20 protein-coding genes and 5 tRNA genes are annotated in these 23,186 nt (G+C 66.2%); 5 read left to right on the forward strand and 20 right to left on the reverse strand.

The window, feature by feature from the left end:
• Positions 1-28 precede the first annotated feature (28 nt).
• From rplJ to QRO91_RS07565, 12 genes are all read right to left on the reverse strand, one after another.
• Positions 29-565, reverse strand: coding sequence for a 50S ribosomal protein L10 (gene rplJ, locus QRO91_RS07510; RefSeq protein ID WP_005408203.1), 537 nt, complete (start codon positions 563-565; stop codon positions 29-31).
• Positions 566-949: 384 nt separating this feature from the next.
• Positions 950-1,648 carry a 50S ribosomal protein L1 gene (gene rplA, locus QRO91_RS07515; RefSeq protein ID WP_004154350.1) on the reverse strand — a complete coding sequence of 233 codons (699 nt, stop codon included), beginning with the start codon at positions 1,646-1,648 and terminating at the stop codon, positions 950-952.
• A gap of 4 nt (positions 1,649-1,652) precedes the next feature.
• Positions 1,653-2,081 carry a 50S ribosomal protein L11 gene (gene rplK / locus QRO91_RS07520; RefSeq protein ID WP_004145248.1) on the reverse strand — a complete coding sequence of 143 codons (429 nt, stop codon included), beginning with the start codon at positions 2,079-2,081 and terminating at the stop codon, positions 1,653-1,655.
• 298 nt (positions 2,082-2,379) lie between these two features.
• Positions 2,380-2,940, reverse strand: coding sequence for a transcription termination/antitermination protein NusG (gene nusG / locus QRO91_RS07525; RefSeq protein ID WP_004154362.1), 561 nt, complete (start codon positions 2,938-2,940; stop codon positions 2,380-2,382).
• 10 nt (positions 2,941-2,950) lie between these two features.
• A complete protein-coding gene (gene secE, locus QRO91_RS07530; RefSeq protein ID WP_005408202.1) occupies positions 2,951-3,364 on the reverse strand; it encodes a preprotein translocase subunit SecE in 414 nt (137 codons plus the stop codon).
• 49 nt (positions 3,365-3,413) lie between these two features.
• Positions 3,414-3,489: transfer RNA gene (locus QRO91_RS07535), tRNA-Trp, on the reverse strand.
• Positions 3,490-3,592: 103 nt separating this feature from the next.
• Entirely contained in the window at positions 3,593-4,783 is a 1,191-nt protein-coding gene (gene tuf, locus QRO91_RS07540) for an elongation factor Tu (RefSeq protein ID WP_004154360.1), read from the reverse strand.
• Between the two features lie 41 nt (positions 4,784-4,824).
• Positions 4,825-4,900: transfer RNA gene (locus QRO91_RS07545), tRNA-Thr, on the reverse strand.
• 49 nt (positions 4,901-4,949) lie between these two features.
• Positions 4,950-5,023: transfer RNA gene (locus QRO91_RS07550), tRNA-Gly, on the reverse strand.
• Between the two features lie 24 nt (positions 5,024-5,047).
• Positions 5,048-5,133: transfer RNA gene (locus QRO91_RS07555), tRNA-Tyr, on the reverse strand.
• 137 nt (positions 5,134-5,270) lie between these two features.
• Positions 5,271-6,287 carry an isoaspartyl peptidase/L-asparaginase family protein gene (locus QRO91_RS07560; protein WP_049432722.1) on the reverse strand — a complete coding sequence of 339 codons (1,017 nt, stop codon included), beginning with the start codon at positions 6,285-6,287 and terminating at the stop codon, positions 5,271-5,273.
• 112 nt (positions 6,288-6,399) lie between these two features.
• Positions 6,400-7,419 carry a cyanophycinase gene (locus tag QRO91_RS07565; protein WP_049432749.1) on the reverse strand — a complete coding sequence of 340 codons (1,020 nt, stop codon included), beginning with the start codon at positions 7,417-7,419 and terminating at the stop codon, positions 6,400-6,402.
• A 170-nt stretch (positions 7,420-7,589) separates the two neighbouring features.
• Here QRO91_RS07565 and QRO91_RS07570 point away from each other — a divergent pair, with 170 nt between their 5' ends.
• A complete protein-coding gene (locus QRO91_RS07570; protein WP_049432724.1) occupies positions 7,590-10,328 on the forward strand; it encodes a TonB-dependent siderophore receptor in 2,739 nt (912 codons plus the stop codon).
• Positions 10,329-10,947: 619 nt separating this feature from the next.
• On the opposite strand, the gene ychF is transcribed toward QRO91_RS07570, so the two are convergent.
• The 8 genes from ychF to QRO91_RS07610 all read right to left on the reverse strand — a co-directional run bounded on the left by ychF (position 10,948) and on the right by QRO91_RS07610 (position 17,932).
• Positions 10,948-12,039 (reverse strand): redox-regulated ATPase YchF, encoded by a 1,092-nt coding sequence (ychF, locus tag QRO91_RS07575; RefSeq protein ID WP_049432727.1) that lies wholly within the window; start codon positions 12,037-12,039, stop codon positions 10,948-10,950.
• A 142-nt stretch (positions 12,040-12,181) separates the two neighbouring features.
• Complete coding sequence (pth, locus tag QRO91_RS07580) at positions 12,182-12,760, reverse strand: aminoacyl-tRNA hydrolase (protein ID WP_049432729.1); 579 nt, start codon at positions 12,758-12,760, stop codon at positions 12,182-12,184.
• A 48-nt stretch (positions 12,761-12,808) separates the two neighbouring features.
• Positions 12,809-13,426, reverse strand: a complete 618-nt coding sequence (locus tag QRO91_RS07585; RefSeq protein WP_014036085.1) for a 50S ribosomal protein L25/general stress protein Ctc — start codon at positions 13,424-13,426, stop codon at positions 12,809-12,811.
• A 110-nt stretch (positions 13,427-13,536) separates the two neighbouring features.
• A complete protein-coding gene (locus QRO91_RS07590) occupies positions 13,537-14,496 on the reverse strand; it encodes a ribose-phosphate diphosphokinase (RefSeq protein ID WP_005415400.1) in 960 nt (319 codons plus the stop codon).
• A gap of 140 nt (positions 14,497-14,636) precedes the next feature.
• A tRNA-Gln gene (locus tag QRO91_RS07595) sits at positions 14,637-14,713 on the reverse strand.
• Between the two features lie 11 nt (positions 14,714-14,724).
• Positions 14,725-15,594 (reverse strand): 4-(cytidine 5'-diphospho)-2-C-methyl-D-erythritol kinase, encoded by an 870-nt coding sequence (gene ispE / locus QRO91_RS07600; protein WP_049432732.1) that lies wholly within the window; start codon positions 15,592-15,594, stop codon positions 14,725-14,727.
• On the reverse strand, positions 15,591-16,250 hold the full coding sequence (gene lolB, locus QRO91_RS07605; RefSeq protein ID WP_285310354.1) for a lipoprotein insertase outer membrane protein LolB: 660 nt from the start codon (positions 16,248-16,250) through the stop codon (positions 15,591-15,593). The genes ispE and lolB overlap by 4 nt, the downstream gene beginning before the upstream one ends.
• Complete coding sequence (locus QRO91_RS07610; protein ID WP_180848841.1) at positions 16,247-17,932, reverse strand: tetratricopeptide repeat protein; 1,686 nt, start codon at positions 17,930-17,932, stop codon at positions 16,247-16,249. Before QRO91_RS07610 ends, lolB begins: the two co-directional genes overlap by 4 nt.
• Before the next feature lie 63 nt (positions 17,933-17,995).
• On the opposite strand from QRO91_RS07610, the gene hemA reads away from it, so the two are divergent.
• Genes hemA through ppk2 form a run of 4 tightly spaced genes read left to right on the forward strand, consistent with a single transcriptional unit; the run spans position 17,996 to position 22,880 of the window.
• Complete coding sequence (gene hemA, locus QRO91_RS07615) at positions 17,996-19,279, forward strand: glutamyl-tRNA reductase (RefSeq protein ID WP_049432743.1); 1,284 nt, start codon at positions 17,996-17,998, stop codon at positions 19,277-19,279.
• The gene (prfA, locus tag QRO91_RS07620) at positions 19,257-20,339 is read left to right on the forward strand and encodes a peptide chain release factor 1 (protein ID WP_100443768.1); all 1,083 of its coding nucleotides are present in this window, start codon (positions 19,257-19,259) and stop codon (positions 20,337-20,339) included. The genes hemA and prfA overlap by 23 nt, the downstream gene beginning before the upstream one ends.
• Before the next feature lie 5 nt (positions 20,340-20,344).
• Positions 20,345-22,051: a tetratricopeptide repeat protein gene (locus QRO91_RS07625; RefSeq protein ID WP_285310355.1), complete on the forward strand. Its 1,707-nt coding sequence runs from the start codon at positions 20,345-20,347 to the stop codon at positions 22,049-22,051.
• A 46-nt stretch (positions 22,052-22,097) separates the two neighbouring features.
• Positions 22,098-22,880: a polyphosphate kinase 2 gene (gene ppk2 / locus QRO91_RS07630; protein ID WP_049426751.1), complete on the forward strand. Its 783-nt coding sequence runs from the start codon at positions 22,098-22,100 to the stop codon at positions 22,878-22,880.
• Positions 22,881-23,186 lie beyond the last annotated feature (306 nt).

Below are 23,186 nucleotides of genomic sequence, written 5' to 3' on the forward strand. Positions count from 1 at the left end.
TCCGTCAGGAACCACGGTAAGTCGAAACTCAGGCGGTCTCGGCGGCCGGCTCGGCAGCGTCAGCGGCGACATCGCCACCACCCTGCTTCTCGCCAACGGCCTTGATGGCGCGGGCAAACATCGTGACCGGCTCGGTCAGGACGCGGGCCAGCATGGCCAGGGCCTGATCGCGGGTCGGCAGCGAGGCCAGCACGTCGACGTGGCTTGCCGGGAACACTTCGCCACCGATGGCGACGACCTTAGCCTTCAGCTTGTCGTTGCCCTTGGCGGCTTCCTTGATCAGGCGACCGGCAGCGCCGGGCTCCTCGAGCGAGAACGCGTACAGCAGCGGACCAACCATCTGGTCCTGGGCGACTGCGAACTCGGTGCCTTCAACGGCGCGCGAAGCCAGGGTGTTCTTGACAACCTTCAAGAAAACACCGGTTTCACGAGCCTGCTTGCGCATCGCGGTCATCTGGGCGACCGTGGTGCCAGCGTATTCGGCTGCGATCAAGGAGTGGGCCTTGGCGGCGACGTCTGCCAGCTCGGCGACTACTTCTTGCTTCTGGGACAGATTGAGAGCCATTGCACTCCTCCTATTGAACTCCGCTTACGGCTCCTGCCGTGTGCGGTCCTGTGCGGCATCCGTCCTGGACGCCGGGAACATCGGGATGATGTTCCGGGGGGTGGGCCGTTCCAGACCTGGAGGCAATCAGGGAAATCCCAGACATGCGTGAACCAGAAAAACTCCAGAAGGGCACCATCTACGCAGGTTGATTCCGGGGAATCGATTAAGCGTTCGTGACGGCTCCGGCGGCGACTCCTTGCCAGATCGAGCTTCCGTGCCCGTCGCCGGTAGTGCCACGACCGCGCCTGCGGTCTTTGACGGCTACCGCGGGCGATGCACTGCCAGCGATGCCTTCAAATGTCACGGTCACGGCACCAGGGGCGCCGTGACCGCTTCAAACAATTACTTCAGGGTCAGCGACGACTGGTCGACGGTGACGCCCGGGCCCATCGTCGAGCTGACCGAAACCTTCTGCAGGTAGGTGCCCTTCGAGGTAGCCGGCTTGGCCTTGATCAGGTCCAGCAGCAGCGCGGTCAGGTTCGACTTCAGCGCGTCTTCGGCGAAGTCGGCCTTGCCGATGGTGCAGTGGATGATGCCGGCCTTGTCGGTGCGGTAACGGACCTGACCCGACTTGGCGTTCTTCACGGCTTCACCCGGGTTCGGGGAAACGGTGCCGACCTTCGGGTTCGGCATCAGGCCGCGCGGGCCCAGCACGGTGCCCAGCTTACCGACGACGCGCATGGCGTCCGGGGTTGCGATGACGACGTCGTAGTTCAGATCGCCGGCCTGCATCTTCTCGGCCAGATCATCCATACCGACGGCTTCGGCGCCAGCGGCCAGGGCTTCATCAGCCTTGGCACCGGCCGGAGCGAACACGGCGACGCGGACCGACTTGCCGGTACCGGCCGGCAGCACGGTGGAGCCACGGACCTGCTGGTCGGACTTCTTCGCATCGACGCCCAGGCGCACAGCGACGTCGATCGACTCGACGAACTTGGCCTTGGTGGCGCTCTTCAGGATATTGATCGCGTCCTCGAAGGCGTATGCCTTGCCCGGAACGACGGCGGCCTTGATGGCCTTCTCACGCTTGGTCTGTGCCATCTTATTAACCCTCCACCACGAGGCCCATGGAACGGGCAGAGCCAGCGATGGTACGCACGGCGGCGTCCAGATCGGCGGCAGTCAGATCCGGTTCCTTCGCCTTGGCGATCTCTTCCAGCTGCTTACGGGTGACCTTGCCGACCTTCTCGGTGTTCGGGCGCTTGGAGCCCGACGAGATGCCAGCGGCCTTCTTCAGCAGGGTGGTGGCCGGGGTGCTCTTGGTGATGAAGGTGAACGTACGGTCCGAGTAGGCCGTGATGATCACCGGAACCGGCAGGCCCGGCTCGAGCTTCTGCGTGGCAGCGTTGAACGCCTTGCAGAATTCCATGATGTTCAGACCGCGCTGACCCAGCGCAGGACCGACCGGCGGCGAGGGATTGGCCTGACCGGCCTTCACCTGCAGCTTGATGTAACCGACAACTTTCTTTGCCATGAGTATGCTCTCCGGGTGCTAGCGCCTTTCGACAACAGGCTCCCCATCGGACCGGGAATCACGCGTCCCGGCATCGCGTTTTGAAATCATGCTGAAGGCCACCTTGCGGCGGCCTCGTCCTGCTGGCTTCCCAGCGGGGAGCCGCGCACTATATCAGGTTTTTCCTTCACATGCCTGAAGCGGCACGTAAACAGAAGAAACCGGGCAAGGCCCGGCTCCCTTTGTAGAGTCGAGCCATGCTCGACTGCCACACCATCCAGACCCTGGAGTCGAGCATGGCTCGACTCTACAGGACGGGTCAGACGGCCTTTTCGACCTGGCCGAACTCGAGCTCGACCGGGGTGGCACGGCCGAAGATCAGCACCGAGACGCGCAGACGGCTCTTCTCGTAGTTGACTTCTTCGACGACACCGTTGAAATCGTTGAACGGGCCATCGGTGACACGAACCATCTGGCCCGGCTCGAACAGCACCTTCGGACGCGGCTTCTCGACACCTTCCTGAACACGGTTCAGGATGGCCTCGGCCTCGGAATCGGCGATCGGCAGCGGGCGGTCGGCAGTACCGCCGATGAAGCCCATCACGCGCGGGGTTTCCTTGACCAGGTGCCAGCTTTCGTTGTCGATGCGCGGAATACCGGCTTCTTCGTGGGTCTCGATCTGGACCAGCACGTAACCCGGGAAGAACTTGCGCTCGGAACGGCGCTTCTGGCCAGCGCGCATCTCGACCACTTCTTCGGTCGGGACCAGGACATCGCCGAAGCGCTCTTCCATGCCGTCACGGACGATGCGATCGCGCAGAGCCTGCGCCACCGACTTCTCGAAGCCCGAATAGGCGTGAACGACGTACCAACGCTTCATGCAATTCTCCTTAGCGGCTCAGGAACAACTGAACCAGCCACTGAATGACGTAATCGAACCCACCCAGCAACAGACTGAGAATGGTCACCACCACCATCACGACCCAGGTCATGCGGATGGCTTCCTGGCGCGTCGGCCAGACCACCTTGCGCAGTTCGAAGCGCGACTCGGAGAGGAATTCGCGGGTGTCGCGCCCCTTGCCGGTCAGCATGAACACGCCGATACCGCCAACCAGACCGACTACGACCGCCAACGCACGCAGCTGACCCGCCCACGCACCCAGCTGGGTTGCGCGACCGGAGTCGGCGGAGAACCAGAACCAGACGAACAGACCGGCCAGCACCAGCAGCGATGCGGCGACATACTTGACGATATCCCCACCGTTGGCGGAGTTGTCCTTGGAGTGTTCGATCTTGCTATTCATCAGGCTGTGTCTGCTTTAGCGGCCCAGGCCGCTGGATAAGGTGGGCAGATGGCACGCCAGGAGGGACTCGAACCCCCAACCTGCGGTTTTGGAGACCGCTGCTCTGCCAATTGAGCTACTGGCGTACGTTTTGAAACTTGCCTTCCCTTAGACGGCGAAGGCGGACCGAGGTTCCCGGCCCGCCATTCGCGTAACCGGCGGCGCTATGCAACCACCGGTACTGCAGGCTTACTCGATGATCTTCGAGACCACGCCGGCGCCGACGGTACGGCCGCCTTCGCGGATGGCGAAGCGCAGGCCTTCGTCCATTGCCACCGGATTGATCAGGGTGACGACCATCTTGACGTTGTCACCCGGCATCACCATTTCGACGCCTTCCGGCAGCGCAGCTGCGCCGGTGATGTCGGTGGTGCGGAAGTAGAACTGCGGACGGTAGCCGTTGAAGAACGGGGTGTGACGGCCGCCCTCGTCCTTCGACAGGACGTAGACTTCGCCTTCGAACTTGGTGTGCGGCTTGATCGAACCCGGCTTGGCCAGAACCTGGCCACGCTCGACGTCGTCACGCTTGGTGCCGCGCAGCAGCAGGCCAGCGTTGTCGCCTGCCTGACCCTGGTCCAGCAGCTTGCGGAACATTTCAACGCCGGTCACGGTGGTCTTCTGCACCGGACGGATGCCGACGATTTCGATTTCGTCGCCAACCTTGATCACGCCGCGCTCGATACGACCGGTCACCACGGTGCCGCGGCCCGAGATCGAGAACACGTCTTCCACCGGCATCAGGAACGGCTTGTCGATCGCACGCTCCGGCTCCGGGATCCAGCTGTCCAGGGCGTCGACCAGCTTCAGGATGGCCGGCACGCCGATGTCGCTCTGGTCGCCTTCCAGCGCCAGACGGGCCGAACCAGCGATGATCGGGGTGTCGTCGCCCGGGAAGTCGTACTTGCTCAGCAGCTCGCGCACTTCCATCTCGACCAGCTCGAGCAGCTCGGCGTCGTCAACCATGTCGGCCTTGTTCAGGAACACGACGATGTACGGCACGCCGACCTGACGCGACAGCAGGATGTGCTCGCGGGTCTGCGGCATCGGGCCGTCAGCGGCCGAGCACACCAGGATCGCGCCGTCCATCTGGGCGGCACCGGTGATCATGTTCTTGACGTAGTCAGCGTGGCCCGGGCAATCGACGTGGGCGTAGTGACGGACCGGGGATTCGTATTCGACGTGCGCGGTCGAGATCGTGATGCCACGAGCCTTTTCTTCCGGAGCGGCGTCGATCGAGGAGTAGTCCTTGAACTCGCCACCGAAGCGCTCGGCACCGATCTTGGTCAGTGCGGCGGTCAGCGTGGTCTTGCCGTGGTCGACGTGACCGATGGTGCCGACATTGACGTGCGGCTTGGTGCGCTCGAACTTACCCTTGGCCATGGCTGCTTATCTCGAATTCGTCTGAGAGGTGATGCTTAAGATGGTGCTCACGAAAGGAATCGAACCTTCGACCTCTTCCTTACCAAGGAAGTGCTCTACCGACTGAGCTACGTGAGCCGAGTTTTGCATTATGACATGAACTCGATAATATTCAAAGTTCATTCAATGGAGCGGGAGACGGGAATCGAACCCGCACCATCAGCTTGGAAGGCTGAGGTTCTACCATTGAACTACTCCCGCGCCGGGAATGTCACAACGTGAAACTGGTGGAGGGAGGTGGATTCGAACCACCGAAGGCGTAAGCCAGCAGATTTACAGTCTGCCCCCGTTGGCCGCTTGGGTATCCCTCCTTACCACCCCATTCCGTTGCCGCCGAAGCGTTGCGGTGTGTGGTGGTGAGCCGCTTATTCTGCTGATGGGACGGGGGGCTGTCAACGCTTTTTTCCATCTTTTTCACACGTTGTCGCAAACCCATTGATACGCAAGGTTATTGACCGGGGACCGGCAGGGTCTCGCTGGCGAAAATTGCGACATGGGGAACTCCGTCGGCGCCGATCCAGCCCCGATACATGCCCTGGGTGTTGAACGGCGTGGCCATTTTTCCGTCTGCGGCGAGCACGATCGCACCACCATCGCCGCCCATCTGCGGGATCGTCTCGTTGATCACGCCCTTGCCGGCCTGCTCCGGGCTCTGCCCCTGGTAACGCATGCGTGCGCAGATCTCGTGCGCGGCAGCACTGCGGATGTAGTACTCGCCCCAGCCGGTGCCAGACACCGCGCAGCGCGCGTCAGCCCAGGTACCGGCGCCGATGATCGGCGAATCACCCACACGTCCATACCGCTTGTTGGTCATGCCGCCGGTGGAGGTGCCCGCCGCGAGATGCCCCTGCGCGTCCAATGCGACCGCACCCACGGTACCGAAGTGCTTTGCGGTCTCCAGGTCGGCATGCGCCTGGCCGCTGGCCTCTTCCTTCAGCGCGCGCTGCAGCTGCTGCCAGCGCTTGTCGGTGCGGAAGTACGCCGGATCAACCAGGGTGATGCCCTGTTCCACCGCGAACGCCTCTGCGCCCTGCCCGACCATCATCACGTGCCTGGATTTCTGCATCACGGCCTGCGCCAGCAGGATCGGGTTGCGCACCCGCTGCACGCCGGCCACCGCACCCGCGGCCTGGGTGGCGCCATCCATCACCGCCGCATCCAGCTCGTTGCGGCCGTCGTGGGTGAACACCGCCCCCTTGCCGGCATTGAAGGTGGGATCGTCCTCCAGCACGGTGATCGCCGCGGTGACCGCAGCGAGCGCCGGGCGACCCGCGGCCAGTTCGGCATGCCCCTTCAGCAGCGCCGCCCGCAGCGCTTCACGTACCGCCTTCTCTTCGGCCGGTGACAGGTCCTTGCGCTCGACGCCGGCGCCGCCATGGATGACCAGCAGCGGCGAGGTGGCCGGTGCGGCCTGGGCGAGCAACGGCAGGAACAGCAGCGCGGACAGCGCCAGGCGCAGTTTCATCGGGTACGTCTCCAGCAGGTGTAGTGATTGGAATGCACGGGCAGCGCCGGGCCATGCCCGGCGGAAGGCACAGCGCGGCAGGGCCGCCGGGCATGGCCCGGCGCTTCCGCGGCTATTGACGGACGACTTCAATCTCGCCGTCGCTGACGTCGGCCACGGCCTGGTAATCGGCCTCGGCCTGGAAATCGTCCAGGCGCATGCGGCTGCCGCTGGCGACCACCGTCACCGGCACTGCATGGAAGCGCAACGGCTCACCTTCGACCAGGCGGTCCGCATCACGCCCGGGGCTGACCACCCAGACCTTGCCTTCGCCGTCGGCACTGTAGACCTGGGCCTGGCCATCCGGTTCGACGCAGAGAGCGGTGTCCTCGTCGACCCCGATGCCGACGATATCGGGGTCGCCACTGTCCTGTGCGGCGCGCGCCACGAACACGATCAGGCGACCGAGCCGGTCGCGCTTGTCGAAGTGGGTGTCGGTGACTACGCGCTGCAGGTAGGGCATCTGCAGGAAGCCACTGTCCATGGTCACCGCGCTGCCCATCGGGTCCGCCAGGGCTCCGGCCGAGGTGATGCTGCCACCATCCATCGCGCCGTAGGCATAGCCACCGAGGATCGCCAGTCCGGCGCTGGTACCGGCAATCGGCTTGCCTGCACGCACATGTGCGTTGAGCGCGCGGTTGAGCGCGGTGCCCTTCCAGAAACGGATGTAGCGTGACTGGTCACCGCCGGCGATGAAGATGGCATCGGCCGCGGCAACCACGCGCAACACGGCAGGATCGTCCGCACCGCGGCGACTGTCGAAGACCAGGGTCTGCACCGCGGTGGTCCCACCGATCTCGCGATAGAGCCGGTCCTGCAGCTCATCGTCACCGGAAGCGCGCAGGATCAGCACGCGGCCGTTGCCGGCCTGCCGGAGCCACCATTGGAAGGCCTCGGGCACCCATTCGCCACCGCCCATCAGCATCATCGCCGGTGCGCGCGGACCGGGCCTCGGCGCCTCCAGGTCACCCACTTCGTAATAGGCAAAGCCAGGCCCCTGCAGATCCTCTGCAAGGGCCGCAAGGGGCCACGCCAGAACCAGCAGTGCCAGCCAGAGGAAGCGTCCGCGCAAGGGGCTATGGGGGCGTCGCATCTTGATCTCCCTGAACAAAATCGACTTGCAAGCGTTTTCACTCTTTGCCAGATAGAGACCCAGTAGTCAAGGACATGAAAAAGGCGTTAAATGCGCGCGCCCATTCCGGAAATCTGAATGGGGGACATGGCCCCTCCTCTGCGGGCCGGCTTCATTTCCGAGAATTCCTCATGCGTAGAAAGGCGATGGCGTGGTCGATCCAGCTGGCGTTGATGGGCGTGGCTGCTTCCGCGGCGGCCCAGGCTCCGGCTTCCTCTTCGGTTCAACAACTGGACGCGGTGCAGGTCACCGGTTCGCGCATTCCGCGTGCCCAGGTGGAAGGCCCCGCCCCGATCACGGTGATCAGCGCCGAGCAGATCCGCTCCAGCGGCTTCACCACCGTGCCGGACGTGCTGCGCGCGATGACCCAGAACGGCGGTGAGACGCAGAGCCAGCAGTCCTCCAGTGGCGCCGACTTCTCGCCGGGCGCCCAGCAGGTGGACCTGCGCGGCCTGGGCCCGAACCACACACTGGTACTGGTCAACGGCCGCCGCATCGCCGACTTCCCGATGCCGTTCAAGGGCCGCAGCAACTTCACCGACGTCTCCAACATCCCGCTGGGCATGATCGAGCGCATCGAAGTGCTGACCGGCAGCGCCTCGGCCATCTACGGCTCGGACGCGATCGCCGGCGTGGTCAACTTCATCCTGAAGAAGAAGGCCGACGGCACCACCATCGACATGCGCGTGGGCACCACCAGCGAAGGCGGTGGCGAGTCGTTCGACATGAGCCTGGCCAGCGGCTTCAGCCGCGGCAACTTCAACGCCGTGTACAGCGTCGAGCTGCAGTCGCAGACCCCGCTGTGGGCCTATGAGCGCGACATCCAGGATTCGACCCAGGACGGCCCCAGCGAGGGCTCGCGCATCGCGCGCCGCGCTTACCTGCGCACCGACTACGACGACAACTACCTGGACCCGGGTGCCGCCACCTGCGAAGCCCTGGCCGGGCAGAACCAGGGCAGCACCTACCGCGCCTACCGTCCGAAGTACGGTTACTACTGCGGCAGCGACGCGTCGATCGGCTACGGCACCATCCTCAGCAAGCGCCGTGGAGCCAACGGCTACGCATCGCTGAGCTACGACTTCGACAATGGCCAGCAGTGGTTTGCCGACGTGCAGCTGGGCTACCACACGATGTCGCTGATGCGCGATGTCACCAAGTGGGGCCGGATGGATGCCAACGGCGATGAGTCGGGCTATTTCAACAACCAGGCCACCGGCGAGATCGAGTTCTGGCAGCGCCAGTTCTCGCCCGAGGAGATGGGCGGCCTGCGCAATGCGATGGTACGCAGCACGCAGAAGACCTTCAGCGTGACCACCGGCTTCAAGGGCAACCTGACTGGCAACTGGGACTACGAAGCGGCACTGAGCCACTCGCAGTACCAGTCACGGATCAGCTGGGCGCAGATCATCGCCGCCAAGGCCAATGACCTCTTCCTGGGCCCGCAGCTGGGCGTGGACGATGACGGCTTCCCGATCTACAACGCAGACCCGTCGCGGCTGTACCGGCCGCTGACCCGCGCCGAGTACGATTCGATTGCCGCACGCACCACCTATTCGCCGAAGTCGCGCACCGAGACGGCAGCGTTCACCCTGACCAACTCGTCGCTGTTCGGCCTGCCGGGCGGTGATGCCGGTTTTGCCGCGACCGTGGAAGTGGGCCAGCAGGCCTACGCGCTGAATCCCGATCCCCTGGCCACCCAGTACTACTACTACAGCTGGAAGGACTCGGACGGCCAGGGCTCGCGCAACCGCTGGGCGACCGCCGCCGAGCTGCGCATGCCGCTGCACGAGACGGTCAACCTGAGCGTGGCCGGCCGTTACGACCAGTATCGCTATTCGGGCCACACCATCGGCAAGGCGACCTGGAGCGGCGGCCTGGAATGGCGCCCGATCGACACCCTGCTGGTACGTGGTTCGTATGGCACGGCGTTCCGCGCACCGGACCTGCACTACGTGTTCGCCGGCCCCGGCAACGACGAGACCACTGCCGAGGACCTGTACAGCTGCCGTGCCGACGGCGCCAGCGACTGCTCCGACTACGAGCGCAACCTGATCCGCAGCCGCACCGGCAACCGCCAGCTCGACCCGGAAACCAGCACCTCGTGGAGCGCTGGCTTCGTCTGGTCGCCGGCGATCGGCCTGGACCTGTCGGTGGACTGGTTCGACATCGACATGCGCAAGCAGGTGCAGGACATGGATGTGCGCACCATCCTGGCCAACGAAGCGAACTGCCGGCTCGGCAGCGCGGACATCAACTCGCCGACCTGCGTGGATGCACTCGACCGCATCACCCGCACCAGCGACGGCCGCCTGTATGGCGTGCGCGTGGCCCCGATCAACGTTGCCCGCGAGTCCACCTCCGGCATTGATGTCGGCCTGCGCTACCGCGTGCAGACAGGCATCGGCGACTTCATCCTCAATGGCACCCACACCTGGGTGAAGAAGCACGATTTCCAGCGCTACCCCGGCGATCCGACCCTGGACCAGTTCGCGGTCAACAGCGGCTTCGACATCCCGCGCACCAAGACCAGCCTGAGCGTGACCTGGGAGAAGGACGCGTGGTCGGCCACGGTCTACGGCTCGCGCCTGGGCAAGCTGCCGACTTCGGACAACTACGACCAGTCGTTCGACTGGGACAGCGGCGACAGCCCGTACGTGAAGGCGACGTACCGCTACAACGCCTCGGTGCAGTACCGCTTCGACGACCATTCGCGCCTGTCGCTGGCAGTGGTCAACGTGTTCAACAAGATGCCGCCGAAGGACGCCACCTACACCGCCTACCCGTACTACGACGTGTCCTGGTTCGACAGCATCGGCCGCACCATCAACCTGCAGTACACCCACAAGTTTGGCGGCAGCGCGTTGTAAGGCACGCCGCACTGCAGAACGTGGACGACAAGGCCCGCCATTGGCGGGCCTTGTTGTTTGGGAACCTGGCTCTGGTAGATGCCCATCTTGGTGGGCACTGATCTGCCACGCGCCCACCCAGGTGGGCGACTACCGGAGCGGTCCACGCGGGTTTTCCACACTGCACGTGGAAAGCGATGGGAACTTGGTGTGGACAAGTGGGCGGAAGCATTCCGCCGCAGGCGTTTCCGGGCGCGGCTATTTTTTGTCCACGGCCCCGATTGTTTTCCACACGATACGTGGAGAGCGATGGGAACTTGATGTGGACAAGTGGGTGCGAGCACTGCAGCGCAGGCGTTTCGAAGCGCGGTGAAATTTTGTCCAGGTCGCGCGGACAAGCCCCTTGTAGAGCCGAGCCCACGCTCGGCTCCAGCTGGCATCAGCCGAGCATGGGCTCGGCTCTACAGCGATACGGGGTTTTCCACACCCGACGTGGAAAGCGATGGGAGTTTGCTGTGGACAAGTGCCGGCAAGCGTCACAGCGCAAGCGTTTCGCAGCGTGGTGTTTTTTTATCCACCTGCGGAAACGCGAACGCCCCGCACAAGGCGGGGCGCTCGGGGTCGATCCGTTACCGCTGGATCAGACGTTGAAGCGGAAGTGCAGGATGTCGCCTTCCTGCACGCGGTATTCCTTGCCTTCCAGGCGCAGGCGACCGGCTTCCTTGGCGCCCGCTTCGCCCTTGTACTTGATGAAGTCGTCATACGCGATGGTCTCCGCGCGGATGAAGCCCTTCTCGAAGTCCGTGTGGATGACCGCGGCAGCCTGCGGAGCGGTGGCGCCCTTGCGCACGGTCCACGCGCGGACTTCCTTCACGCCGGCGGTGAAGTAGGTCTGCAGGCCCAGCAGGCTGTAGGCCGCGTTGATCACGCGGTTCAGGCCTGGCTCGCTCAGGCCCAGGTCGGCCAGGAAGGTGTCTCGGTCTTCGTCGTCGAGCTGCGACAGCTCTTCTTCGATCGCGGCCGACACCGGCACCACCTGCGCGCCTTCGGCTGCGGCGTGCGCGCGCACGGCTTCCAGGTGCGGGTTGTTCTCGAAACCGTCTTCCAGCACGTTGGCGATGTACATCACCGGCTTCAGGGTCAGCAGGAACAGGTCACGGACCAGCGCCTTCTCTTCTTCGTCCAGGCCCACCGAGCGACCAGCCTTTCCGTCCGACAGCGCGGCCTGCAGCTTGGCCAGCACCGGCTTGCGCGCCGCTGCATCCTTGTCGCCGCCCTTGGCAGCACGCTCGGCACGGTTCAGCGCCTTCTCGACGCTGTCCAGGTCGGCCAGCGCCAGCTCGGTGTCGATGGTTTCGATGTCCGAGATCGGGTCGACCTTGCCGGCCACGTGCACGATGTCGCCGTGCTCGAAGCAGCGCACCACGTGGGTGATCGCATCGACTTCGCGGATGTGCGCCAGGAACTTGTTGCCCAGGCCTTCACCGCTGGCGGCACCGGCCACCAGGCCGGCGATGTCGACGAACTCGACCGCGGTCGGAATGACCTTCTGCGGGTTGATGATGCCTGCCAGTTCGCCCAGGCGCGGATCCGGCACCGGCACGATGCCGACGTTCGGTTCGATGGTGCAGAACGGGAAGTTCGCCGCGGCGATACCCGCCTTGGTCAGCGCATTGAACAGGGTCGACTTGCCGACGTTGGGCAGGCCGACGATGCCGCATTTGATACCCATGGGTGACAGCTCTCTGGGGTGAAAGTGATTGGTGAAACAGCGCGCGCGCTGCTTGGCCAATCCATCTCGGTGTCGATCATTGTGTGCCAACCAAGGTTGGCACACACCGGAATCGGGAAGGTTGGCACCTACCCAAAGCCGGTTACTTCGGAGTGTGCAGGCGCTTCATCGCTTCGCTGAAATCGCCCTGTACCGCCAGCGGCATCACGTCGATCGCATCGTCGATGGCACGCGCGATCAGCACGTCGTCGTCCTTGGACGGGCGGCCAAGCACCCAACCCACCACGCGGTCCTTGTGGCCGGGATGGCCGATGCCCACGCGCAGGCGATGGAACCTGCCGTGACCGAGCAGGCGGATGGTGTCGCGCAGGCCGTTCTGGCCGCCGTGGCCGCCGTCGAACTTCAGCCGCGCCACGCCGGGCGCCAGGTCCAGTTCGTCGTGGGCCAGCAGGGTCTCTTCCGGCTCGATCTTCCAGAACCGCTGCGCGGCGGTGACCGACTTGCCACTGAGGTTCATGAAGGTGGCGGGCTTGAGCAGCCACACCGTCTGACCGGCGATCTCGACCTTGGCGGTCTCGCCGAACAGCTTGCTGTCCACATTCCATCGCGCGCCGGCTTTTTCCGCCAGGGCCTCAACGAAATGAAACCCGGCATTGTGCCGGGTCCGGGCGTGTTCCGATCCGGGATTGCCCAGACCGACGATCAGTCGCAGTCCTGCCATGGTTCCTTCCAGTACGGTGCCTGCCCGGAGGCAGGCACCGTAGCGGTATTACTCGGCGGCAGCCGCTTCTTCGTCAGCCGCGTCGGCCTTGCCGGCCTTGGCGGTGACGATGGCGTCGTCGTGGTCCTTGCCCAGCGCCAGGGCCGGGATTTCCACGCCCTTCGGCAGCTTGATGTTGGACAGGTACACCACGTCACCGGCCTTCAGCTCGCCCAGGTCGACTTCGATCGACTCCGGCAGGTCCTTCGGCAGGCAGGTGATGGTCACTTCCTTCAGTTCGTGGGTGACCACGACGTCGGCAGCCTTGCCGGCCGGCGAGGTGTCTTCGTTGATGAAGTGCAGCGGGACCGAAGCGGTCAGGGCTTCGTTCTCGTTCACGCGCTGGAAGTCCAGGTGCATGATCAGCTGCTTGTACGGGTGGCGCTGCATGTCACGCAGAAGAACCTTCTGCACCTGGCCGTCCAGGTTCAGGTCCAGGATCGAGGCATAGAACCACTCGTTCTGCTGGGCCAGCCAGATTTCGTTGTGGTCCAGGCTGATGGCGACCGGCTCGGCGTTGCCGCCGTACACGATGGCCGGGATCACACCAGCGTGACGCAGGCGGCGGCTCGCACCCTTACGCTGCAGTTCACGCTTGGTGACCTTGATTTCATGGGTCTTCGACATTTTCGACTACTCAGGTTGTTGCCGCGCCTTGCGGCTTGGCGGTTGAAGATGCTTCCGCGACCAGAAGCACCCGGGGTATGCCCCCACCGTTGCCGGCGAGGGCGAAAAACTCAATCGACGTACAGCGAGCTGACCGACTCGCCGAAGGCGATGCGGCGCATCGTTTCGGCCAGCATTTCCGCCACGCTCAGCTGGCGGATCTTGCTGCACACCCGCGCGGCGTCCTTCAGCGGGATGGTGTCGGTCACCACCAGCTCGTCGAGCTGGGAATTGGTGATGTTGTCCACTGCCGGGCCCGACAGCACCGCGTGGGTGCAGTAGGCGGCGACCTTGAGCGCACCGCGCGCCTTCAGGGCAGCGGCAGCGGCGCACAGGGTGCCGGCGGTATCGACAATGTCATCGACCATCACGCAGGTCTTGCCTTCGACGTCACCGATGATGTTCATCACGGTGGAGACGTTGGCACGCGGGCGGCGCTTGTCGATGATCGCCAGGTCGGCGTCATCCAGGCGCTTTGCCACCGCACGGGCGCGGACCACGCCGCCCACGTCCGGCGACACAACGATCAGGTTCTCGGTGCCGTAGGCGCGCCAGATGTCGGCCAGCAGCAGCGGGGACGCATACACGTTGTCCACCGGAATATCGAAGAAGCCCTGGATCTGGTCGGCGTGCAGGTCGACGGTCAGCACGCGATCAGCGCCAGCGGTGCTGAACATCTTGGCCGCCAGCTTGGCGGTGATCGGCACGCGCGAGGAACGCATGCGGCGATCCTGGCGCGAGTAGCCGAAGTACGGCACCACGGCGGTCACGCTGGCCACCGATGCGCGCTTGAGCGCGTCGATCAGCACCAGCAGTTCCATCAGGTTTTCCGCGCTCGGCGCGCAGGTCGGCTGGATCACGAACACGTCCTGCTTGCGGACGTTCTCCTCGATCTCCACCTGCACTTCACCATCGGAGAAGTGCGAGACCAGCGCCTTGCCCGGGCGAACCCCCAGTTCCTTGCAGATGTTCTGCGCCAGACGTTTGTTGGCGTTGCCGGAAAAGACCAGCAGGTTCGGGGACTCTTGCATCATGATTGTCTCGGGCGGGGACGAGTGGCGGGGATCCGGAGTCGGCAAGGACCCCGATGGACCCTTGCTGCTGACAACACCGCGGTTGTATCCACGTCCCGCGCGGGCGATGCGCTGGAAGGCGCGGACACAGCCGCTATTGGCAGGGGCGGTAGGATTCGAACCTACGAATGCCAGGATCAAAACCTGGTGCCTTGGGCCTCTTGGCGACGCCCCTGCATTGATAAATCAGTGTTGCTCGAGTGCATCCAGCAGTGGCGAACGCGCAACGCCCGCTGCCACCCTTGCCCGCAACTCCTTCGGCAACTTCGACCGTCCCTGCTCTGCGGCAGACTGCGATGCGAACTCGACGAAACAACCACTTCCCGAACCGGTCAGCCGCGCCGTGCCGATGCCGCTCAACGCAGCGAGCGCGGCCTCGACGGCAGGCTCACGGCGGCGCAGCACCGGTTCGAACGCGTTCCCGACCAAGGTCCCGGAAGCGAAGTCCTCTATTTTCGCCACTGGGCTGTCGCGCGTCAAATCCGGGTCTGCAAACAGGACCGGCGTGGGAACATGAACGCCCGGTTCAACCACCACATACCAGGCCGGGGCCAGGGTGATCGGCTGCAGGCGCTCGCCCACGCCTTCGGCCCACGCATTGCGGCCGCGCACGAACACCGGCACGTCGGCGCCCAGGCGCAGGCCCAGCGCGGCCAGGGCATCTTCATCCAGGCCGGCACGCCAGAGCCGGTTCAGCACCACCAGCACGGTGGCCGCATCGGAGGAACCGCCGCCAAAGCCACCACCCGCAGAAACGTTCTTTTCGACGATGATGTCTACGCCTTGCACGATATTGGCCGCGCTTTTCAGAAGACGCGCGGCGCGTATCGCCAGATCATCCGCCTCGGCAACGCCGACCAGCCCCTCGCCCTCACGACGCACTTGCCCGTCTTCACGCAGGCGCAGACCAATGCGGTCGCCCCAGTCCAGCAGCCGGAACACCGTCTGCAGCTCGTGGTAGCCATCGGCGCGGCGGCCGGTGATGTGCAGGAACAGGTTCAGCTTGGCCGGGGCCGGCCACCAGGACCAGCCCGCGTCATCGCGCCCGGCACTCATGGGGCGCCCTGACCCCACTGGTCCACCAGCAGGCGCACCTTGGCGTCACCATTGCTGGCCTCGATCCGGCGCGGCAGCGCCGGGCGCCCGGCCTCGGCCGGATACCAGTCCAGGTACTGCACCTGCCAGCCCATCTGCTGCATGCGGCGCGGCCGGCCTTCACCGTCGCGCTCGACCTTCTCCGGACCGGCAGCATCGCCGGCCACCAGGCCACGGATCCACTCCGGCAGCTGGTTGACCGGGATTTCCCAGCCGGTCGCCTCCAGCAACAGCTGCTGGGCGTCCTCGCCGTCGCGCGGGCCTCCCGCCAGTCCTTCCAGGCGGCCGGCTCCGGAATGGGTGTCGCCGGTCAGCTTCCAGCTCTGCCGGGTCACCGGCGCGCTCAGCTCGACCACATAGCGCCGGCCTTCCTGCTTCCAGTCGATGCGGCCACTGCCGCCGTCCTTGCCCTTGCTGACCGCGACCCGGCCCTGGAACGCCCAGTCCGGCTGCGCGTGCAGCGCGGCCACGCGCGCGACCTCGGCCTGCGCGGCTTCGGCGGAAACGGTCTCGACCACCGCCGGTGGCGGGGTCTTCTGCGTGCCCACGGTGGTACAGGCGCTGACCGCCAGGGTCACGGCCGCCAGCAGCAGCGGCCGGATCATCGAAACACTCATGGATTGAACTTCTCGCGGGCGCGCAGCAGCGCGCGGTTTTCGGGATCGAGCTTGGCCGCTTCCTCGAAGAAGTGGCGCGCCTCGTCGTGCTTGCCCAGCACCCACAGTACTTCGCCCACATGTGCGGCGATCTCCGGGTCCTTGGCCAGGGTCCAGGCACGGCGCAGCTGCACCAGCGCTTCTTCCTTGCGACCCAGGCGATACAGCACCCAGCCATAGCTGTCGACGATGGCGGCGTTGTCCGGCTCGGCCACGCGCGCGCGGTCGATCAGTTCCAGCGCTTCCTGCAGCCGGCCGGTACGGTCGGCCAGGGTGTAGCCCAGCGCGTTCAGCGCCGGCACGTTCTCCGGGTCGGTCACCAGGATCTTGCGCAGGTCGGCCTCGGCGCGCGGAATGTCGTCACGGCGTTCCCATGTGAGCGCGCGGGCGTACAGCAGGCCATTGTCATCCGGGTAGGCGGCCAGGCCGCGGGCCAGCGCGTCCAGCTCCCCGGCACTGTCGTCGGCGCGCTGGCGCAGTTCGGCTTCCAGCAGGTAGGCGTCGCGGCGCACGTCGTCGTCGACCACCGCATCGGACTGGATCGCGTGCACTTCATCCAATGCCTGCGGCAGGCGCCCGGCCAGGGCCTGGGCGTTGGCCGCGCGCAGGCGCGCCTCGCTCAGCTCATCGCCACCGGGCACGCTGTGGTACCACTGCACGGCCTCGGGGTAACGCTTCAGGTATTCGGCGATCTTGCCCAACAGCAGGCGCTGCGCCGGGTCCGGCTTGGCCGCCTGTCGTGAAAGTTCGTTGTAGAGGTTGGAGAGCGCGGCCTTGTCGCCCTGCTTGGCCAGCAGCGAGGCGCGCATGCCCCAGGTCTGCACGTCCTGCGGGCCGAACGCCAGCACGCGTTCGGCTGCGGACGGCTGGCCGAGACTGTCGTAGGCAATGGCCACTGCATTGCGCAGTTCCGGGTCCTGTCGGGTCTTCGGCTCGACGTCATGCAGCAGCGACAGCGCCTTGCCGGTCTCCCCGGCCTGCTGCAGCTGGCTGGCCCGCAGCAACGCCACGCGCGGTTCTTCGGGGAAACGCTTGACCACTTCATCGATCATGCGCCGCGCCAGTTCGGGTTTGTCCATGCGCAGGGCCAGGCGACCGAACTCCTGCCAGGCCTCGATCTTCGGCGGGATGGCGTTGGCATCGACCAGCTCCCCCAGCACCTGCGCCGGTACCGCCGGGTCGCGGCCGCCGCCGATCAGGGCGGCCAGGGCGAACTTCCAGCCGCGCTCGTCGGGATCGGCCAGCAACGCCTGCAGGTCCCCACGCGCAGCCTTCACATCGCCCTGGCGCATGGCCAGCGCGGCAGCGGCACTGCGCATGGTCAACGAACTGGGCGCACGCTGCTGCCACAGGGCCAGGCCCTTGGCGGCACTGGCGTCGTCGTTGGCCAGCATGGAAATGCGGGTGGCACGCTCGGCCAGGCCGGCGTCGCCGTCGGTCTGCTGGGCCGCCTGCAGGTACCAGCGCGCGGCCTCGGCCAGCTTGCCGGCCTGCAGGGCGAATTCACCGGCCATCACCGGTTCCAGCGCCAGTTCCTCAGTGGCCGGGGCCCGTACGGGGGCCTTGGCCGGCACCGCTGCCAGGGCCTGGGCACAGGCCAGGGACAGCAGCAGAACACTGGGGATGCGAATCAATGCGGGCATCGTCGGCATCGGGGCCTTAAAATGTCGTCCAATGGCCAGCAGCTTATCGCAAGCAACTGAACAATGACCCTGTGGGTGCTCGGACTGAATCACCAGACCGCACCGGTGGAGCTGCGCGAGCGCGCGGCCTTCGCCGGTGAGGCGTTGCCGCGCGCGCTCGGTTCGCTGCGCGATACCCCGCAGATCGCCGAGGCGGTGCTGCTGTCCACCTGCAACCGCACCGAACTGTACGCCGTGGCCGATTCGGCACAGGCACTGGACCAGTGGCTGCACGCCCAGGCCGGCGACCTGCAGGGCTACCTGTACCAGCATGCCGATGCAGAAGCCGTACGCCACCTGTTCCGGGTCGCCACCGGGCTGGACTCGATGGTGCTGGGCGAACCGCAGATCCTTGGCCAGGTGAAGGATGCGTGGTCGACCGCGCGTGACCACGGCCTGCTCGGCCAGCGGTTGGACCGCCTGTTCCAGCAGACCTTTTCGGTCGCCAAACGTGCGCGCACCGACACCCAGGTCGGCGCCAATCCGGTCTCAGTAGCCTCGGCCGCGGTACGCCTGGCGCAGAACGCCTTCGCGCGCCTGGACGATTCCACCGTGCTGCTGGTCGGCGCGGGCGAGACCATCGAACTGGCTGCACGCCACCTGAGCGAGGGCAAGGTACGGCGGCTGCTGATCGCCAACCGCACCCTGGCCCACGCGCAGGAACTGGCCAGCCGCCATGGCGGCGTGGCACTGCCGTTGACCGAACTGGACCGCCACCTCGGCGAGGCCGACGTGGTGTTCTCGGCCACCGCCGCACGCGAACCAGTGATCCACCGCGAGATGGTGGCCAAGGCCCTGCGCGCGCGCCGGCACAAGCCGATGCTGCTGTTCGACCTGGCCGTGCCGCGCGACATCGAAGCCGAGGTCGGCACCCTCAACGACGCCTTCCTCTACACCGTCGATGACCTGGAACGCGCGGTGGAAGACAACCGTCGTGGCCGCCGCGAGGCCGCCGCCGAGGCCGAGGCGATCATCGACCTGCAGGTGTCGCGTTTCATCGAGACCCAGCAGGCCAGCGCCCACCAGGCCCCGCTGCGGCAGCTGCGCGCGTTTGGCGAAGCCACCCGCGCCGAGCTGCTGGAGCGTGCGCGCCAGCAGCTGGCCAACGGCAAACCCGCCGACGAAGTGCTGGAACTGCTGGCCCATGGCCTGACCAACCGCCTGCTGCATCCGCCGACCGCCGCCCTGCGCGCGGCCGCGCTGAGTGGCGATGCCGACCTGACCCGCGCCGCCGAGCGCCTGTTCCCGGCCACGCCGGGTTACCGCCACCCACCCGTGAGACCCGATGACGCCGACCCTGCGCCGTAAGCTGGAAGCGCTGGCCGAGCGCCGCGAAGAACTGGAACGCCTGCTCGCCGAACCCGACGTGGTCGCCGACAACACCCGTTTCCGCGACCTTTCGCGCGAATTCGCCCAACTTGAACCGATCGCCATCGCCCTGGCCGATGAATCCCGTGCCAAGGCTGATCTGGCCGCCGCGGAAGGCATGCGCGCCGACCCCGACCTGCGCGAGCTGGCCGACGAGGAAATCGCCGCCGCGCAGGCGCGCCTGCTGGAACTGGAGCAGGAGCTGGCGCTGCTGCTGGTACCGCGCGACCCGCGCGACGAAGGCAACCTGTTCCTGGAAGTGCGCGCCGGCACCGGTGGCGATGAGGCGGCGATCTTCGCCGGCGACCTGTTCCGCATGTACGCCCGCTATGCCGAGCGCCAGGGCTGGAAGGTCGAGATCGAATCGGACAATCCCGGCGAACACGGTGGCTACAAGGAAGTGGTGGCACGGGTGGTCGGCCGTGGTGCGTTCTCGCGCCTGAAGTTCGAATCGGGCACGCACCGTGTGCAGCGCGTGCCGGCCACCGAATCGCAGGGCCGCATCCATACCTCGGCGGCCACCGTGGCGATCATCCCGGAGGCCGACGAAGTCGATGACATCGTCATCAACCCGGCCGACCTGAAGGTGGATACGTTCCGCTCCTCCGGCGCCGGTGGCCAGCACGTCAACAAGACCGAGTCGGCGATCCGCATCACCCACATACCGACCGGCGTGGTGGTGGAATGCCAGACCGAACGCAGCCAGCACGCCAACCGCGACAAGGCGATGAAGCGCCTGAAAGCGCAGCTGCTCGACGCCGAGCGCCAACGCCAGGACGCGGCGCAGGCCGAGTCGAGGCGCCTGCAGGTCGGCAGTGGTGATCGCAGCCAGCGCATCCGCACCTACAACTTCCCGCAGGGGCGCATCACCGATCACCGCGTGGAGGGCCTGACCCTGTACGACCTGCCCAACATCCTGGCCGGCGACCTCGATCCGCTGCTGCAGCGGCTCAGCCACGAACACCAGGTCGACGCCCTGGCCCAGCTGTCGGCAGGCTGAGCACGATGTCGGCCTGGCAGCAGCGACAGCAACTGCAGCAAGCGATCGCCCGCCAGCCCGACGACTTCGTCGCCTGGGTGATGCTGGCCGACGTGGAACTGGAAGCCGGCGACATCGCTGCCGGCGAACAGGCCGCGCGACGTGCGCTGCAGCTGCGCCCGAATCACCCCGAAGCGCTGGCACGGCTGGGCCGCGTGGCGTGGATGGCCGGTGCACATGGCGATGCGGCCAAGCTGCTCGGCCAGGCCTCGGCATTGGCACCGCAGCATCCCGGCATTGCGCTGTGGCTGGGCCATGCACTGGAAGATGCCGATGATGCCGAAGGCGCGTCGGCGGCCTATCGACGCGCGCATGGGCTGATGCCGGCCGAGCCGTACATCGCCGCCCAGCGCCTGGCCTGGCAGCGTCGCCTGTGCGATTGGCAGGACCTGGACACGCTGGCGGCACAGGTGCGCGCCGCCGTTGCCAGCAGCCAGGGCGTGGTCGAGCCGTTCGCCTTCCTCAACGAGGACGCCAGCGCTGCCGAACAGTTGGCCTGCGCGCACACCCGTGCGCTGGCCGTGGCTGCCTCGGTGCGGCCATTGCCGCCGGCAACGGTGCGCCCGCACGGCCCGCTGCGCGTCGGCTTCCTCTCCAATGGGTTCGGCGCACATCCGACCGGATTGCTGACCGTGGCGCTGTTCGAGCAGCTGCGTCGCGACCCCGCACTGCAACTGCATCTGTTCGCGCTGAACCGCGACGACGGCAGCCGCATCCGCCAGCGGCTGCAGGCAGCGGCGCAGCTGCATGATGTGGCCGGCCTGCGCCATGACGATACCGCCGCACGCATCCGCGCACAGGGCATCGACCTGCTGTTCGACCTGCGCGGCTGGGGCGGTGGCGGCACGCCGGAAGTGCTGGCGATGCGCCCTGCCCCGCTGCAGCTGAACTGGCTGGCCTATCCGGGCACGTCGGGGGCGCCGTGGATGGATGCGGTGGTCGGCGATGCCTTCGCGCTGCCGCCGGCACTGGAGCCGCACTACAGCGAACGCGTGCTGCGCCTGCCGCGCGCCTTCCAGCCGTCAGACAACACGCGTGTGCTGGAGCCTGCGCCGACCCGTGCCGACTGCGGTCTGCCCGAGCAGGGCGTGGTGTTCTGCTGTTTCAACAACAGCTACAAGCTCAACCCGCGCAGCATCGGCCGTGCCTTCGCAGTGCTGCATGCGGTGCCCGGCAGCGTGCTGTGGCTGCTGTCCGGGCCCGGCCAGGCCGATGCGCGCCTGCGTGCCGCCGCACAGGCCGCGGGCCTGGACCCGGCGCGCCTGGTGTTCATGGCCAAGCTGCCGCACCCGCAGTACCTGGCGCGCTATCCGCTGGCCGACCTGTTCCTGGACACGCATCCGTACAACGCCCACACCACCGCCTCCGATGCGCTGTGGGCCGGCTGCCCGGTGCTGACCTGCCCGGGTGACACCTTCGCTGCGCGCGTGGCCGGCAGCCTCAACCATCACCTCGGCCTGGCCCGGCTGAACGTCGCCGACGATGCCGCGTTCATCGCCACTGCCAGCGCACTGGGCAACGACCCGGCGGCGCTGGCCGCGTTGCGCGCTGAGCTGGCGCAGGCACGCGAGCGCAGCGGGCTGTTCGACATGGCGGCCTTCGCACGCGATCTGTCCGCACTGCTGCAGCAGCTGGCCCGCGAACACGGCTGGCAGGGCCTCGACACGCCCTGACATCGCCCTGCGCTACGCTCGGGCTTCCTTCCCGCGTGGTGTGACGATGGCCAAGCTCAAGCGCAAGGAGTACGACGAACTGCTGCTGCCACTGCAGCTGGAACTGACCGCGATGGCGCGCTGGGTGCAGCACAGCGGGCAACGCCTGCTGGTGCTGTTCGAAGGCCGCGACACGGCGGGCAAGGGCGGCGCGATCCAGGCCATCAGCCAGCACCTCAACCCTCGCCAGTGCCGGGTGGTGGCCTTGCCCAAGCCCACCGACCGTGAAGCCACGCAGTGGTACTTCCAGCGCTACGCGAGCCATCTTCCCGCTGCCGGCGAGATCGTGCTGATGGACCGCAGCTGGTACAACCGTGCCGGCGTCGAACGGGTGATGGGCTATTGCAGCGAAACCGAGTACCAGCAGTTCCTGCGCCAGGCGCCGGTGTTCGAACAGCTGCTGGTGGACGACGGCATCCTGCTGTTCAAGTACTGGCTGTGCGTTGACCAGGAACAGCAGGAGAAGCGCTTCGCCGAGCGTCATATCGACCCGCTGAAGGGCTGGAAACTGTCCCCGGTGGACCTGAAATCGCGCAGCAAGTACAGCGCCTACACCGAGGCCCGCGAGGCGATGCTGCGCGCCACCCACCGCGAAGGCGCGCCGTGGACGCTGGTGAATTTCAACGACCAGCGCCTGGGCCGGCTGACCCTGGTACGCAACCTGCTGGACCGGCTGCCGGATACGCGCGTGGATGCGCCGTTGCCGGAGCTGCCGAAGCTGAAGGGCAAGCTGCATCGCGAGCACTACGACGTGCTGAAGCCGATCGAGGATTTCCCGGTAGAGGAATAGGCTTTGTTCGGCAGGGCCTGCGGCCCTGCACCTGCAGAAGCCCTCAAGCAACGGCAACAGCCGGCTCTGGGAGTTTTGCTTGTTGGCTGGGGTGGTGGGGGGGTGGGGGGCCCCCGCCGCAAACCCCCCACGGGGGGGGCCGGGGGGCCGCCCACGGGGCCACCGGCCGGCCCCACCCACCCCCCCCCCCCCCCCCCCCATTACCCGTCCGGCGGTGTTTTAACAACAAACGGGCGTTTAAAAACAATAAAAAAAAAAAATATTAAAAAAAAGAGACTCTCACAACCACATCGGGGGGGGTAACTA

The sequence above is a fragment of the Stenotrophomonas maltophilia group sp. Smal32 genome, assembly GCF_030237085.1.
GTDB classification, from domain to species: domain Bacteria; phylum Pseudomonadota; class Gammaproteobacteria; order Xanthomonadales; family Xanthomonadaceae; genus Stenotrophomonas; species Stenotrophomonas maltophilia_Q.

Coding starts and splice junctions, on each gene's coding strand:
- rplJ (WP_005408203.1), bottom strand. CDS start 565: ATGGCTCTCAATCTGTCCCAGAAGCAAGAAGTAGTCGCCGAGCTGGCA.
- nusG (WP_004154362.1), bottom strand. CDS start 2,940: ATGAAGCGTTGGTACGTCGTTCACGCCTATTCGGGCTTCGAGAAGTCG.
- hemA (WP_049432743.1), top strand. CDS start 17,996: ATGACCCTGTGGGTGCTCGGACTGAATCACCAGACCGCACCGGTGGAG.
- ispE (WP_049432732.1), bottom strand. CDS start 15,594: ATGAGTGCCGGGCGCGATGACGCGGGCTGGTCCTGGTGGCCGGCCCCG.
- lolB (WP_285310354.1), bottom strand. CDS start 16,250: ATGAGTGTTTCGATGATCCGGCCGCTGCTGCTGGCGGCCGTGACCCTG.
- QRO91_RS07625 (WP_285310355.1), top strand. CDS start 20,345: ATGTCGGCCTGGCAGCAGCGACAGCAACTGCAGCAAGCGATCGCCCGC.
- QRO91_RS07585 (WP_014036085.1), bottom strand. CDS start 13,426: ATGTCGAAGACCCATGAAATCAAGGTCACCAAGCGTGAACTGCAGCGT.
- QRO91_RS07560 (WP_049432722.1), bottom strand. CDS start 6,287: ATGAAACTGCGCCTGGCGCTGTCCGCGCTGCTGTTCCTGCCGTTGCTC.
- QRO91_RS07565 (WP_049432749.1), bottom strand. CDS start 7,419: ATGCGACGCCCCCATAGCCCCTTGCGCGGACGCTTCCTCTGGCTGGCA.
- rplA (WP_004154350.1), bottom strand. CDS start 1,648: ATGGCACAGACCAAGCGTGAGAAGGCCATCAAGGCCGCCGTCGTTCCG.
- ppk2 (WP_049426751.1), top strand. CDS start 22,098: ATGGCCAAGCTCAAGCGCAAGGAGTACGACGAACTGCTGCTGCCACTG.
- rplK (WP_004145248.1), bottom strand. CDS start 2,081: ATGGCAAAGAAAGTTGTCGGTTACATCAAGCTGCAGGTGAAGGCCGGT.
- pth (WP_049432729.1), bottom strand. CDS start 12,760: ATGGCAGGACTGCGACTGATCGTCGGTCTGGGCAATCCCGGATCGGAA.
- tuf (WP_004154360.1), bottom strand. CDS start 4,783: ATGGCCAAGGGTAAGTTCGAGCGCACCAAGCCGCACGTCAATGTCGGC.
- prfA (WP_100443768.1), top strand. CDS start 19,257: ATGACGCCGACCCTGCGCCGTAAGCTGGAAGCGCTGGCCGAGCGCCGC.
- ychF (WP_049432727.1), bottom strand. CDS start 12,039: ATGGGTATCAAATGCGGCATCGTCGGCCTGCCCAACGTCGGCAAGTCG.
- QRO91_RS07590 (WP_005415400.1), bottom strand. CDS start 14,496: ATGCAAGAGTCCCCGAACCTGCTGGTCTTTTCCGGCAACGCCAACAAA.
- QRO91_RS07610 (WP_180848841.1), bottom strand. CDS start 17,932: ATGCCCGCATTGATTCGCATCCCCAGTGTTCTGCTGCTGTCCCTGGCC.
- QRO91_RS07570 (WP_049432724.1), top strand. CDS start 7,590: ATGCGTAGAAAGGCGATGGCGTGGTCGATCCAGCTGGCGTTGATGGGC.
- secE (WP_005408202.1), bottom strand. CDS start 3,364: ATGAATAGCAAGATCGAACACTCCAAGGACAACTCCGCCAACGGTGGG.